The sequence below is a fragment of the Nocardia sp. NPDC004068 genome, from assembly GCF_042874315.1.
Lineage (GTDB): Bacteria > Actinomycetota > Actinomycetes > Mycobacteriales > Mycobacteriaceae > Nocardia.
Genome location: NZ_JBIAMW010000002.1, coordinates 370,169 through 383,824, shown reverse-complemented (window position 1 = coordinate 383,824; position 13,656 = coordinate 370,169). Strand labels below are relative to the sequence as shown.

Genomic DNA, 13,656 nt, shown 5'->3' with positions numbered 1-13,656 from the left:
TCTCCCCGCTATACGATCCGCAGTTCGCTGCCCCGGAACGCCTCGTCCACCGCTTCGCCCATCGCAGTGCGGGTCGGCGGATGGAAGGCCAGGGCCTGTGTCGCCGAGCCGAGATAGCCGACGACCGGATCCTTGATGAACGCCATGCCACCGAGCACCTCGACGGTGCGGGCCACGCAGCGCTGCACGGAGTTCTGCAACGCGTATCGCACGACCAGCGCGTCGAGCAGCATCCGCGGCGCCGGCGGGCCGTCCAGCGTGGCGGCCACGCGCTCCAGCGCCAGCAGTCCCGCCCGCAGTTCGCCCGCGATGTCGGCGCGGAGGTGGGCCGAGCCCTTGCCGTGCCGGAACAGCATGTCCGCCAATGTGCTTGCCATGCCCAGATACGTGCCGGACACCAGCAGCGTGAACCAGGTCAGGCCGACCTTCTGCACCTCGTCGAACGAGATGCGGTCGCTCTCCTCGATCTTCATCACGAGCTGATCCGGTACGGCGACGTCGGTCAGGACGACCTCGTCGCTCTCCGCGCCGCGCAGGACGGGTGAATCCCAGAAGCGCCGCACCTCGATCCCGTCGGCCTTCGCGGGAACCAGCACCATGCCCAGCCGGGGCGGTCGACCCGCCTCGATCAGCTGGACGCTGGCCGACAACAGATCCATCGATGACGCGAGGCTGCACGGCTTCTTCGAGCCGTTGAGAATCCATTCGTCGCCCCGGCGGTGCGCGGTGGTCTTCGGCGTGAGCTGTCCCTCGCCTGAACGGCCCTCCGCCCCCGCGCTGGACACGAGCAGCGATTCGTGGGCGATGGCGTCCAGGATCACCCATTCCATACCGTGGAATTTGCCCTCGAAGGCGCACATCGACGCGACGGTGAAGTTGTGCATCGTGGCCGCGACGGCGAGTGAGGGCGCCACCGCGCCCAGCCCGGCCGTCAGATGCAGTGCCTCGAGGGCGGTCGCGCCCTTGCCGCCGTGCAGGGCGGGAACCAGGAGCCCGGGCGCCTTCGCGCGCCGCAGGGCGTCGAACCCGAGCTTCGGGTTCTCCTCGAGGTCGAGCAGCGGATGCGCGCCGAGGTCCGCGAGCAGTCCCGGAGCCAATCTCTCGGTGGTTCGCCGGGCGTCATCGTCGAGAATCACGGGTCATCGCTCCCTCGTGTGCGTCGGCCGACGTCGGTTCGGCCGGATACCGATCGGCGTGGTTCATGACACGCTCGAATCGAAGATCGCCTCGCGCGGAACGACATTCGACGCGACGCTGATGCCCTGTAGCCGGGACGTACGGAGGATGGGGAAGTTTCCCTCCCCGTAGGGACCGCCCGAGAGTCCGGCGCCGCCCTGGCTCGGCAAGCCGACCACGAATCCGATGTGGCTGTCGTTGACCTTGAGCAGGCCCCCGTTGTGCACCCGTTCGCAGAACGCGGTGATCACCTCGGTATCGCCCGCCCACAATGAGTTCCGCAGGCCGTACGAGTTGGCGTTGAGGAAGTCGATGCAGTCGCTCAGCAGCCGGGCGTCGGAGTCCGCCGCCGGCACGATGATCGGCAACAGCGGGAAGAAGGTCTCCTGCCGTACCGCGGCGAGACGCTCCGCCGCGTCGAGCCCGGGCACGGTGACGACCGTTGGTTCCACGAAGTACCCGAACTCACTGACCTCCCCCGTGACCTCCAATCTGTTTCCGCCGCAGACCAATTCGGCGCCGTGCGCGAGCGCGTCGGCGAGCACCGTGGTGAAGTCCTCCGCCTTGAGCACCGGGGAGAGCAGGGCGTCGTCGTCCTCGGGGTACCCCGGCCGGATGTCCCGGGCGAGCTCCACCAGCCGGGCCAGCACCGCGGGCGCGACATCCGGGTGCACGATCGCGTATTTCGGCACGATACACACCTGCGCCGAACCGTAGAAACATTCGGCGAGGGCCCGGGCCGCGAGGTCGGCGTCGGCGTCGCGCCAGACCAGCACCCCGTCGTTGCCGCCGAGTTCCAGGACGGCCTTCTTCCCGCGGGCCGACCAGCGGCGCCCGATCTCGATGCCGCGCTCGGAGTCGCCGAAGAACATCAGGTCGTCCACGTGATCGCTGTCGAGCCAGACGTCGAGGGCCTCGTTGGGGGCCGCGCAGATCAGGTTGATCGTGCCCGGGGGCGCACCCATGCCGTCCAGCGTCGGCGCGACCAGTTCGCGCCAGAACCAGGCCGTGCCGAAGGCCGAACTGCGCGGCGCCTTGACGACGATCGTGTTGCCGACGATCAGCGCGCCCAGCGACACGATGGAGTTGGCCGTGGGCGCGTTGTACGGCGGATGGACGGCCACCACGCCGTCCGGTTTGCGCACGAGGTGGACCTCCCGGTCGCCGACCCGCGAGGTCTGCCGCATCTGACGGCGGTACAGATCCAGGCTCTCGTCACTGGTCATGCTGACCGCCCCGGAGACCTCCCATTCCGCGAGCCGCTTGGGATGTCCCTCGGCCGTGAGGATTTCGACGAATCGGTCGGCATGGACACGGATCACCTTGCCCACCTGCCGCGCGAATTCCAGCCGCGTCTCCATGCCCAGGGCCGACCAGCCGGGCTGTGCCCGCGCGGCCGCCGCGCCGGCCTCCGCTATCTGGTCCCGATCGCAGACTCCGACCCGCCCGAGGATTCGCGGATCGTCGGTGGTCGCGGCCGATCCCCGGTCCAGCCCGCGCTTGAGTCGCAGGGCCGACATCTCGTCCCGCAGCAGCGCGCTCGCCCTGATGGTGTGAATCCACTGCGTGTGCTCGGCGTCGGCCCCGCCGATCAGTGCCGGGTAGCTCAGCATACGTATTTCCTCCCCGCGGAGATCAGTTCCGGTGCCGCAATCGCAGGCGAAAGTCCTTGGGCATGAAGGTGAGTCGTTCGGCGACACGGAGGGTGTAGCCGGGGTCGTCGGCGATGTCGTAGCGCCGCAGGATCGAGCCGAGCACGAGGATCGATTCGTGGATTGCGAATTGCCGTCCGATACAGCCGCGTTCGCCGGTCCCGAACGGCTTGTAGATGTGCGGGGCTCGCTCGCGGGCCGCCTCCGGGGCGAAACGATCGGGATCGAAGCGTTCCGGGTCCGGGCCCCACAGCGGGTCGCGGTGCAGCAGCGGGATGAGGACGGTCATGCTGTCGCCCGCGGCCATGCGGTATCGGCCGCCCACGACCGTGTCCTGCCGGGCCTGGCGGGAGTAGACGGGCGCGGTCGGCCAGAGCCGCAGCGCCTCATCGATCACCCGCCGCAGATAACGCAGCTTCGCGACCTGCTCGAACGCGACGGTGTCCGAGCGCCCCCAGACCTCTTCGATCTCGGCGCGCGCCCGGGCCTGCACCTCGGGATGCCGGGCGAGGTAGTGGAGCGCGAAAGACAATGCGCCCGCGGTCGTTTCGTGCCCGGCGACCAGGAAGGTGACGATCTGGTAGCGGATGTTGCGTTCGTCCAGCTTGTTCGGGTCGTCCTCCCGAGCCGCGCGCATCATCAGCTCGAGCAGGTCGTCGTGCTGGGTGGGGCCACCGGCGAGCCGTGCGTCGATGACCTCGTCGACGACGTCGAACATGTAGTCGCGGCGCCGCTGCTCCCTCTGGTCGAAGCGGCGCATCAGCGGATCGCCGACCACCGGCAGCGACAGCATGGTGCGGATGGGCGCGTAGAACAGCGACTCGATCATGGCGGTGACGAACGGGTGCGGTTCGTCCTGCCGCAAGGCGTCGAAGGAATAGCTGAACGCGGTACGCGCGATGGTTTCCAGCGTCAACCTCGTCATATCGGCCGAGACGTCGACCGCCTCCCCGCCGATAGCGCGATCCCAACGGTCGACGAGTTCGGCGGTGACCCCGAGCATCGTCCGGTGATAGCGCCGCATCGCGGACTGGGTGAAGGCCGGGCGCAGAAGATTGTGCGCCCGGCGCCAATTCGGCTCCTCGTTGAGCGCGGTGAACAGCCCGTCGCCCCCGATGCCGCGCAGGAAGGGGAGTTCCTTCTTGGCGAAGCGCGATTCGTCGGACAGTTCGGCGACGATGCCGGCGTCGTAGACGAAGACGAAACGCAGCCCCAGCAGCTTGCGCTCGAAGACCGGGCCCAGCCGACGGCCGAGGGCCATGGTCGCCTGGGTGGGCGTGGTCAGGTTCATGGTGGTCAGGTCGCCCAGCACGGGCACCCGCCAGCGGGGATGCGGAATGGAGTGGACTTGCGACGAGCGTGTCCGGACGGCCATCTCACCACCTCGACAGAATTCAGGCCTCGGTATATTCGGCGGGCACGCCGGTCGGCGATTCCCCCGCGTAGCGCTGTTTCAGCTCGGCGAAGGCGGGAAGTTCGACCGGATCGAACGGAAAGCCGAATGGCTTCGGGAAATTGTTGAAGAACCCGCGATCCGCGCACAAGTGTATCGGAACGGCCAGGAATTCCCAACGCCAGCCGAATATCAGCCACAGGAAGATTATCAGAATGCCTTGTACCACCGCGCTGTGGCACACGTTGTAGAGGATGTAGTAAATTTTACCGATTCGGCCGGTTTCACTTCGCCGAAGCGCGATCACACCGGGATAGAGACCGATGGTATCGATGTACTGATAGAGAATCACCGCGGCGATCCAGTTGACCTCGGAATAATGAGAGACGAGGGCCACGATGAGACTACCCAGCGCGAGCAGATATTCCGCCCGGATATGATTCCTGGTCGTTCGCGTGAAAAACCAATTTTTCGTGTCCATGTGCACCCTCGAAGATGTGCCGAATCAGCTACGAAATTACTGTGGCCACACAGTAAAATAGCCTTCCGCGCCTGTCAAAGGCCGCTGGGCGGTCAGCCGCATCTCCGAGTCCGGGAAAATCTGTCGAGGGCAATGCTCAGCTGCGCCCAATCGTGCGCGCGCCGCCTGGCGAGCTCGGCGACACGTGGCAGACAATGACTCGGAATGTTGCTGATGACGGAATCCCAATCCGCGACGTCGTCGAGCGGGAACTCCAGCCAATGCAGGAGTTTCCGGCCGACCTCGGTGAAGCGCAGCGACGGATCCCTGCGCAGCTGACGCGCCAGTTCCGCGGTCGCGGGCGTCGGCGCGCCGACGTCGGGAACGCCTGGCGGAACCAGCCGGTCGCCGAGGTCGGTGATGTCGGCCGGCTTGTCGACAGCGCCCTGAGCCGGTTCCGAAGCACTCTCGCGCCTCAGTTGTTTCCGCACTTCTTTGGCCGTCGTGACCGAAATTCCGGCCGCGCGGGCGACCTGCCGCGCGGAGGCGCCGGGATCGGCGGTGAACAGCTCGGCGGCATGCTCGCGCCGCTGTCGGCCGCCGACGCGTTGCAGGACGCCGTTGCTCGCCATCCGACTGGTCGGGTGGGAAATTTCCCCACCCGACCGCTCCCGGATCGCGCCCACGGTCTTGTGCGAGATTCCGGCGAGAGCCGCGATCGAGCGATCGGACCAGGCGGGATGCAACGAGAGAATACGGAGCGCCGCGGCTTTCCGGTCGGCGAGCGACAGTGGCAATCCGTGCGCGGCATTGAGTTTCACCGCGAGCACGAACGCCTCCGCCGGGCTCCCGTCGAAGAACACCGCCGCCACGGTCGAATCGCCGCGCCGCGCCGCCGCCCGCAGCCGATGCCAGCCGTCGATGACCTGCATGGTGGTCCGATGGACGACGATCGGCGGAAATGTCGCCGCCGATTCGGCCAGCATGCGAATGTGACCCGCGTTCACGCCTGCGGACCGCAATGGCGCGTCCGGCAGCAATACGTCGGATATCGCTATGTCGACCACATTCGAATCCGGTAGCTGTTCTCGGATGACAGCCGTCGCGGAAGCGATGCACTGCGGCAACGAACCCGCACCGTCCGGAATGCTCACGAATCCGTCCCCATTACCCACGAATCCCTCCCCATCGCCTCATTGCTGGCGAACACATGAATCTGCGGCCGAGGACATCCATCAACTCAACCCGCGCAAGCCAAAATACCACACGGCTACCGAGCGGGGAGAACGATTACACGCGCTCTGATCGAATCCGGCAAGTGATTTCAAGCAAAATTATTGATATTAACCATACTTCCCGGCCAGGCGAAAGTCGTGCGGCCCGTTTCCGCCACCGACCGATCCTGTGCAGGGACTCTGCCGAAACTTCCGACACGCCGAACTGAGCATGCGTTTCGAGTAGAGCCGTAGCCCATCGAAACCCGAGACCCCAGAGTGAGATTTATCACTGGGTGTTCGCTTGGCACAACGAGGTAGGGGAGCGAAAACGTCACGAGCAACGTCTGTGCGCCTCGAATTCCCCGTCGGAAAGCGGGAATTACCCCGCGGACGACCGCGAGCTCAGCGGTCTCGCTCCCCCAGAACCAGATCAATGGTGTGTGCGGCGATCCCGCGAAGTTCGGTTTCGTCGCCGAATGCCCGTTCTAATACGGCCAATCCGCGCGTGACCGTCACGATGTGCAAGGCGGCGGTCCTGGGTGTGCCGGCGAACTCGCCCCGTCGTTGCCCCTCCGCCAAGGCTTCCTCGACGAGGGCGGTGATGCGGGCGAGGAGGTCGGCGAAGGCGCGGCGCGCGTGCTCACCCAGCCCCTCGCCGTTGCCCGGAGCCAACTCCATCAGGCCGCGTGTGGTCGGGCATCCGCGAGGCGGGGAGCCGGAACGGAAGTTCGTGATCGTCGCATCGAAGAACGCCGCGAGACGTTCACGGAGCGTCCCTGTGCCGAGCACGTCCCGCAGCGTGTCCAGGTACGTGTTCGCGTAGCGCTCGTAGGCGAGGAGGAACAGTGCCTCCTTACCGCCGTAGGCGTTGTAGAGACTGCCGCGCTGGAGGCCCGCGTCGCGTGCGATTTCCGCCAGGGACGTGCCGCGCACCCCCTTGCGCCAGAACCGATCGAACGCGATGCGCAGGACCTCGTCCTCGTCGAATTCTCGTGGTCTCAACGCTTCTTCCCGATCGGTAAGGGATGGTGTCGAGGTACGAGAGTACTTGACAGCGTGTCAAGAACCTGTTTTTATCAAGGCGTCAAAAATGATTCGTCCCGTCTGCGGCCAGTCATCCAGCGCCCCCAGGAGCGGCCGACCGGATGCGAAGGGATTCGCCATGCCCCTCGTCCACATTTCGCTGCGTGCCGGAAAGCCCGAGAGCTACCGCCAGGCCCTCTTCGACGCCGTGTACCGGGCGATGCGCGAAGCACTCGACGTTCCCGAGGGTGATCAATTCATGACCATCACCGAACACGACGCCGCGAACTTCCGCTACGGCAACGCATTCGGCGTGCGGCGCGGTGACGATCTCGTGTACATCCAGATCACCATGTTCGACACCCGCACAGGTGCGCAGAAGCGCGCGTTGTTCGGGCGGATCGCCGAGTTGCTCGGTGAGAACCCGGGTATCCGGCCGGAAGACATCTTCATCAATGTTCTCGACTCCGCGAAGGAGAACTGGTCCGTCGGTCACGGTGCCCAATTCGCCTGAAGCAGCGGACAATTCACGCGCGTCGCGATGCGCGCCGCCCAGCAAGAGTCAAGAAGGCCCGTCAGGATGGGAGTAACGGGCGGAGGCGGCCGAGCACATCGTGGCGGCCGGTGGCGGTGAGGCCGAGCTGGGTGGCGAGATCCAGGTCGATCACGCCCGTGAGTAGGCCGAGGACGGCGTTGGCCGGTCCGTCCAGGACGAGGTCGGGGGCATCGGTTCGGCCGACACGGGTCTGGATCCGGCCGTCGCCGATCTCCATGACCGCGTGTACGTCGCCGACGACGAGCTGAATCACCGCAGGCGGGGCCTCGGGGGCGGCGTCGACGCTGAACCACGCGGGTGCGTAGGCCAACCACTGGGGCAGGAAGGCGTCGCGCGGGTCCACTGTGCCCATGTATCTCAGGCCCCAGAGTCCAATCGCCTTCAGCACGGGCTCCAATTCCCGGCCCGCCTCGGTGAGCCGGTAGAGGGTGGTCGCGATGGGTGGGGGCGCTTCGTCGCGCTCGATCAGCTCGGCCTGTTCGAGCTCGCGAAGGCGCGTGGACAGCAGGTTCGCGGCGATGCCGGGTAGCCCGTTCTTCAGGTCGGTGAACCGGCACGGACCTTGGATCAGCAGCTCGCGCACGATCAGCAATGTCCACCGGTCCCCCACGACGTCCAGGCCGCGGGCGATCGAGCAGTACTGGCCATAGCTTCGCATGCGTCCACTCTACCAAGCGGAAGTAGAAGATCTCTCCTCATCGATTGAAAAACTAAACTTACAGGTTCTAGTATTCAACCATGTCTCGTCTTCGATCCAAACCGCTGGTCCTGACGGCGCTTCTGTTCGCCTCCTTCGTCATCAATCTGGACACCACGCTGGTCAATGTGGCGTTGCCGACCTTGACCCGTGCGCTCGACACCGACACCGCGCAATTGCAATGGGTGGTCGATGCCTACAACCTCGTGTTCGCCGCGCTGCTGCTCACCTCGGGCAGCTTGTCCGACCGCTTCGGCCGCAAGGGCATGCTGCTGGCCGGGCTGGCGGTGTTGGGGGCCGCGAGTTACGTGGGCGGCTTCGCGAACTCCTCGGGCGAGCTGATCGCCGCCCGTGCGGTGATGGGCCTGGGTGCGGCGATGACGTTCCCGGCCACATTGTCGCTGCTCATCGGGGTGTTCACCGGTCGGAAGGAACGCGCGCTGGCGATCGGGCTGTGGGGTGCCACAGCCGGTATGGCCATTGCCCTCGGGCCGATCGTGGGCGGGTACCTGCTGGAGCATTTCAGCTGGTCGAGTATCTTCTACGCGCTCGGGCCCGTGTCGCTGGCCGTTATCGTCCTGGCGGCGGCGTGTGTGCCGCGGTCGGCGTCCGCGCTCGCACACCGGCTGGACGTCCCCGGCCTCGTACTGTCCGGTGGTTTCATGGCGCTGCTGGTCTACACCATCATCGAGGCCCCGAACCGGGGCTGGACCGCGACGCCGTCGCTGCTCGGGTACGCCGGGTCGGCGGTCCTGGTCGTCGCGTTCGTCCTCGCCGAACGCCGGGTCGACTCACCCATGCTCGATGTGCGGCTGTTCGCGAACATGCGCTTCAGCGCGGCCAGCGCGGCGGTCACGGTCGGGTTCTTCACGCTGTTCGGGTTCATCTTCCTGATGACCCAGTACTTCCAGTTCATCCGGAGCTACGGCCCGCTGTCCACCGGCGTGCACCTGCTGCCCGTGGCGGTCTCGGTCGCCGTCGGATCGGCCGTGGGCACCCGGCTGGCCGTCACGATCGGCACCAAGGCCGTCGTCACGGCGGGGCTGGCGTTGCAGGCGGGCTTCTACTTCTGGGTCGCCGCCGACATCACACCCACGTATCCCTACGGAGTCATCGCCATCCAGATGGTCGTCTACGGTCTGGGCATGGGGCTGACCACCGCGCCCGCGACCGAGTCGATCATGGGGGCGGTGCCCGCCCACCAAGCCGGAGTCGGGTCCGCGGTGAACGACTCCACCCGGCTGCTCGGCGGAACCCTCGGTGTCGCGGTGATCGGCAGCGTCTATGCCTCGCTGTACGGGGCCCGGCTCGACACCGGACTGCCGAAATCGCTGCCCTCCGCGCTGGCCGACCTCGCGCACCAGTCCATCGGTGCGGCCTACGGTTTGGCCGACCGACTCACCGCCGCGGGCCAAGGCGCCACCGCGGAGGCGGTGCGGTGGGCGGCGACCGACGCCTTCGACCACGGCCTGCGCGTCGGTTGCGTCGTGGCGGGCGCGGTCGCGGCCGGCGGAGCGCTGCTCGCGGCGGCGTTCCTGCCCGCTCAACCACCGCAACAGCCTGAGCCACAGCGTGTTTCGGCACGGCGGGAAAGCTCGAGACCTGCTGTCTGATCAGTGCTTTCGCTTGCGGTCGCGAGGCGGCCTCAACCCGCGGAGGGCACGGCCTCGCCGGTGCGGGTGGCGAGCCACTGCTGTATCTCGATCAGGTTCCGGTCCGGATCACGCAGATACGCACAGCGGATGCGGCCGTCGTATTCGATGGGTCCGGCGAGGATCTCGGCTCCGCGGCCAGCTATCTCGGCCAGATAGGCGGTCAGATCGTCGACCCGCAGCGACACCATTGCCGCGTCCTCGCCTGCCTCCGATCCGGATCGGAGCGTATCACCAAGCGCCGCAGCCAGATTCGACCGATCGTGGAGAGCCAATGTGCTGCCCAGTTCGGGCTTGAATGCGACATAGGGCGGCCGCGGATCATCCGTTTGCGGTGTGAGGCCGAGAACATCGCGGTAGAACGCCACACAGCCGTCGAAATCGGCCACAATCAAGCGAATCTGAGTGAGGTGCACGGCACCGGAGCCTACTCCGGTACGGTAGCGCTCCCCCACCATCAATGCGGGCGGCTCACACGAGGGGTCAGGAGCCTGCTGTCAGGACTCGTGTGGCCTCCCGTTGTGCGGCGGTGTTGATCACTCCGGCGCGCGAGCCCGCGAGTTTGGCCGCGATGTGTTCGTCGACGGTGACGTCGGCGTAGAGGCGAGGGTGCTGGGCGTCGACGAAAGCGGGGAGCGGGCCGATGACCGCCTCGGCGTCGCCGTCGAAGAAGTACGCAGCGGAGCGTCGGCGCTGAATCGTGCCGTTCACGATCGGTGGCTTGACCCGGTGCAGGGTGGAGAGCCACTGCTCGTTGGTCAGCCGCGTGGTGAGGTCGCCGAGGTTGATCAGGAGTGCGCCATCGGCCGGTCGCACATCGTGCCACCGGGTGCCGTGCAGAACTTGTAGTCCCTTGACCTGGTCGGCCCACAGGATGGTGACGATCCCGTAGTCGGTGTGTTCGCCCATACCGATCAGGTCCTCGTCGACCTCGACGTGGGTGCCCTCGGGTAGCGCGTAGTTGTTGATCCGCAGGACTTCGATCGGGTGGGTCGCCGACTCGGCGATGGCACCCCGTTCCACACCGAGCGCGTCTTCGAAGATGGTGACCATCGTGCGTGCGACGCGGCCCGCCTCGGCACGCCAGGCGTCGACCCTGGCCCGGAAGCCGTCCAGGGCAGGCCAGGTGTTCTCCGCGTAGTGGCTCTCGATCAGCGTGGTTCCGGGATAGTCGGAGGTCGAGGAGCCGACGTTGAAGGCCTCGAAGAAGTCCTTCATCCGGGTCTCGGACCGGACACCCGCGCTCAGGGCGAGGGTTTCGGACTTGGGCGGGGTGTAGCCGCGGTTCTCCCAGGCGGGGCGGCACCATCGTTTCTTCGCGTCCTGAGGTAGGGCGAAGAAGTCGTCCACGGCCTTGGTGAAGGCGTCGATCAGTTCCGGCGTGATGCCATGGCCGAGGATTTGGATGAAGCCGACCTCGCGGCAGGCGAGGTCGATGGCCGCGGCGACGTCGGCGCGCGCCGCGGCTGTTCCGCCTTGGACGTAGGGGCTGATGTCGACAGCGGGAACCTGGAAGGTGTTCACGATGACCTCCTGATGTGGTACGGACTGTGGTGCGCCCGGAGGTGTCCGCTTTCCCGGCCAGGAGTCGGCCTCGCTGTCTTGTTGAACTCGGGCATCAGGAAGGTTACGCACCCGAGGTTTCGGTCCTGTTTCGCGCCTAGCCCGCCGGATGCGCCAAACTCAGGACGACGTGCGCGGGTTCGTCGCCGACCAGGAACCAGCGGTGTCTCATCGCCGCCGAGTGCGCGATGAAATCGCGTGGCCCGAGCTCGAACGAACCGGCCCCCTCGACCTCGACCAGGAGGGTGCCGGAGACCACGTAAACCCCGAGATCGCCCTCGAGCTGGAACCATTCGCCGATGTACCGTCCCGGTTCGATGACGTACTCGATGACCTCCAGCACGTTGTCCGGGCGCATCTGCAGGGTGCGACCGACGACCGCGTCAGCTCGCGCGGCGACCGGCACGCGCCCGCCCTCGTCGGCCCGAACGACGGTGACCACGTCGTCCGTGACCGGCGGCAACAGCGCCCCGGGGAGCACGTCGAGCGCCTCGGCGAGCCGATAGACGGTGATCATCGAGGGGGCGGAGATGCCTCGCTCCAGCTGGGAGAGGAAGGGCTGGCTGATTCCGGCCAGCGACGCGAGTTCGCGCGTTGATAGCCCCCGCTTCTTACGGAGCGCGCGCAGCTGGTCCCCCGCCCGGCGCGACAGACGCGACTCGTCCAACGAACCAGCCTCCGAAGTCCGTTCTGTCACGCGCTTCCTCTTCATGTGATCGTTACAGAACCGAATGTCCACGTAACTCGAAATGGCCAGTATGAATGCTCACAGCAATCGCTGGGAGCGTTGTACGTCCCAACGGTACCGTGGCCAGTCGCCCGAGGAGCACACCGAACATGACCACATCCGCCGAGGCCGCCGAGAGCGCGCCATCCCGCCTGCCGGGCGAAACGATCACTGTGGACAATCAGCCGCTGATCGAGCAGCGCGGCCTCGATGTCATCCCCGACCGCGAGCGGCGCGGCCGCCTGAGGTCCCTGGGTTTCATGTGGACCGGGATCATGCTCAACGTGCTGGTGGTGGTCTACGGCGCCCTGCTGCCCGCGCTCGGGCTCAACCTGTGGCAGTGCGTCGCGGCGATCGTGATCGGCAATCTGACCTGGATCATCACCGGTCTGACCGCGCTGCCGGGCCCTGCCGCGGGAACCACGACCTTCATGGTGTCGCGGTCCATCATGGGCATCCGGGGCAATCGCCTCATCACCGCGTGCAACTGGCTGATGCAGATCGGCTACGAGGTCCTCGACATGGTGCTCATGGCGCTCGCCGTGACCGCGCTGCTCGGGCTGGCGGGCGTCCACGTCTCCACCGCCGCCCAGGTGGCGATCATCCTCGTGATGTCGGCCGCCCAGGTGCTGCTGCCCGTGTTCGGGCACGCCGCGATCATTCGCGTCCTCAACCTCCTCGCCGCGCCGTTCGCGGCGGTGTTCCTGGTGCTGGCGTGGCTGACGGCCTCGCGCTTCGAGTACGTCTCGACCGCATCCGGCTCGCTGACGGCGTTCCTCGGCGGGGTCGCGCTCATCGCCAGCGCGAGCGGCCTGGGCTGGACGCCGAACGCCACCGACATGTCGCGCTACCTCCCCCGCACCACCCACCGCGGCAAGCTCATCGCAGCGGTCGCGCTCGGCGGCGGCATCCCCGGGATCCTGCTGATGATCCTCGGGGCCTGCGTCGCCACCGTCACCACGGCCGCGTCCGATCCGGTCAACGGCCTGGTCGGCGCCTATCCGACCTGGTTCGTCGTCATCTACCTGGTGCTGCTGCTCGCTCAGATGGCCGCACTCAACGGCATCAACCTCTACTCCTCCGGCCTGACCCTCCAGGCGGCCGGGGTTCCCCTGAACCGATGGCAGGCCGTCCTCGTCGACTGCGTCATCTGCACCGCGCTCAGCACCGTCGTCGTGACCGCCGGCAGCTTCTACTCCGCGGTCAGCAACTTCCTGCTCTTCAGCCTGGTCTGGTTCACCCCCTGGGCGGCGATCTACACCGTGGCGTACTTCCTCCGGGGCGGCGCCTACGACATCGATGCGCCGCCGGTCCTCGGCTGGGCCGGTCTCACCGCCCAGATCCTCGGGATGCTCGCCTCGCTGGCGTGGCTGGTCACCTCTGTCTGGAGCGGCCCGCTGGCGACCTCGACCCACCTCGAGCTGTCGGTACCGTCCGGTCTCCTCGTCGCCGGCCTGACCTATTACCTCATCCGGCGTCTGGGCTCGAAGCCCGCCCGGCTCGCGCTGCCGCGTGAGCTCCCCGCACCGACCAGTTAGGA

The 13,656-nt window shown here is 66.8% G+C and carries 13 protein-coding genes; 3 read left to right on the top strand and 10 right to left on the bottom strand.

The features are described 5' to 3' along the window. Nucleotides 1–8: 8 nt before the first annotated feature. From ACFYTQ_RS05960 to ACFYTQ_RS05935, 6 genes are all read right to left on the bottom strand, one after another. Nucleotides 9–1,136 carry an acyl-CoA dehydrogenase family protein gene (locus ACFYTQ_RS05960; protein ID WP_387357516.1) on the bottom strand — a complete coding sequence of 376 codons (1,128 nt, stop codon included), beginning with the start codon at nt 1,134–1,136 and terminating at the stop codon, nt 9–11. Nucleotides 1,137–1,199: 63 nt separating this feature from the next. After that, nucleotides 1,200–2,789, bottom strand: a complete 1,590-nt coding sequence (locus ACFYTQ_RS05955) for an aldehyde dehydrogenase family protein (RefSeq protein WP_387357515.1) — start codon at nt 2,787–2,789, stop codon at nt 1,200–1,202. Nucleotides 2,790–2,811: 22 nt separating this feature from the next. Continuing rightward, nucleotides 2,812–4,203 (bottom strand): cytochrome P450, encoded by a 1,392-nt coding sequence (locus ACFYTQ_RS05950; protein ID WP_387357514.1) that lies wholly within the window; start codon nt 4,201–4,203, stop codon nt 2,812–2,814. A 19-nt stretch (nt 4,204–4,222) separates the two neighbouring features. Beyond that, nucleotides 4,223–4,702 carry a hypothetical protein gene (locus tag ACFYTQ_RS05945; RefSeq protein WP_387357513.1) on the bottom strand — a complete coding sequence of 160 codons (480 nt, stop codon included), beginning with the start codon at nt 4,700–4,702 and terminating at the stop codon, nt 4,223–4,225. Between the two features lie 92 nt (nt 4,703–4,794). Beyond that, nucleotides 4,795–5,667: a ParB N-terminal domain-containing protein gene (locus ACFYTQ_RS05940; RefSeq protein WP_387357956.1), complete on the bottom strand. Its 873-nt coding sequence runs from the start codon at nt 5,665–5,667 to the stop codon at nt 4,795–4,797. A gap of 633 nt (nt 5,668–6,300) precedes the next feature. Then, nucleotides 6,301–6,900 (bottom strand): TetR/AcrR family transcriptional regulator, encoded by a 600-nt coding sequence (locus tag ACFYTQ_RS05935; protein WP_387357512.1) that lies wholly within the window; start codon nt 6,898–6,900, stop codon nt 6,301–6,303. An 88-nt stretch (nt 6,901–6,988) separates the two neighbouring features. Between ACFYTQ_RS05935 and ACFYTQ_RS05930 the strand changes: the two genes are divergently transcribed. Further along, nucleotides 6,989–7,435, top strand: a complete 447-nt coding sequence (locus tag ACFYTQ_RS05930) for a tautomerase family protein (protein ID WP_387357511.1) — start codon at nt 6,989–6,991, stop codon at nt 7,433–7,435. A 61-nt stretch (nt 7,436–7,496) separates the two neighbouring features. On the opposite strand, the gene ACFYTQ_RS05925 is transcribed toward ACFYTQ_RS05930, so the two are convergent. Continuing rightward, on the bottom strand, nt 7,497–8,135 hold the full coding sequence (locus ACFYTQ_RS05925; RefSeq protein WP_387357510.1) for a winged helix-turn-helix transcriptional regulator: 639 nt from the start codon (nt 8,133–8,135) through the stop codon (nt 7,497–7,499). Nucleotides 8,136–8,215: 80 nt separating this feature from the next. On the opposite strand from ACFYTQ_RS05925, the gene ACFYTQ_RS05920 reads away from it, so the two are divergent. Further along, on the top strand, nt 8,216–9,787 hold the full coding sequence (locus ACFYTQ_RS05920) for a DHA2 family efflux MFS transporter permease subunit (protein WP_387357509.1): 1,572 nt from the start codon (nt 8,216–8,218) through the stop codon (nt 9,785–9,787). A gap of 32 nt (nt 9,788–9,819) precedes the next feature. Here ACFYTQ_RS05920 and ACFYTQ_RS05915 read toward each other — a convergent pair whose 3' ends face one another. The 3 genes from ACFYTQ_RS05915 to ACFYTQ_RS05905 all read right to left on the bottom strand — a co-directional run bounded on the left by ACFYTQ_RS05915 (nt 9,820) and on the right by ACFYTQ_RS05905 (nt 12,056). Continuing rightward, nucleotides 9,820–10,284 carry a VOC family protein gene (locus ACFYTQ_RS05915; protein ID WP_387357508.1) on the bottom strand — a complete coding sequence of 155 codons (465 nt, stop codon included), beginning with the start codon at nt 10,282–10,284 and terminating at the stop codon, nt 9,820–9,822. 25 nt (nt 10,285–10,309) lie between these two features. After that, complete coding sequence (locus ACFYTQ_RS05910; protein WP_387357507.1) at nt 10,310–11,350, bottom strand: isopenicillin N synthase family dioxygenase; 1,041 nt, start codon at nt 11,348–11,350, stop codon at nt 10,310–10,312. 136 nt (nt 11,351–11,486) lie between these two features. Next, nucleotides 11,487–12,056 (bottom strand): helix-turn-helix domain-containing protein, encoded by a 570-nt coding sequence (locus tag ACFYTQ_RS05905; protein ID WP_387357506.1) that lies wholly within the window; start codon nt 12,054–12,056, stop codon nt 11,487–11,489. Nucleotides 12,057–12,226: 170 nt separating this feature from the next. On the opposite strand from ACFYTQ_RS05905, the gene ACFYTQ_RS05900 reads away from it, so the two are divergent. Continuing rightward, a complete protein-coding gene (locus tag ACFYTQ_RS05900; RefSeq protein ID WP_387357505.1) occupies nt 12,227–13,654 on the top strand; it encodes a purine-cytosine permease family protein in 1,428 nt (475 codons plus the stop codon). Nucleotides 13,655–13,656 lie beyond the last annotated feature (2 nt).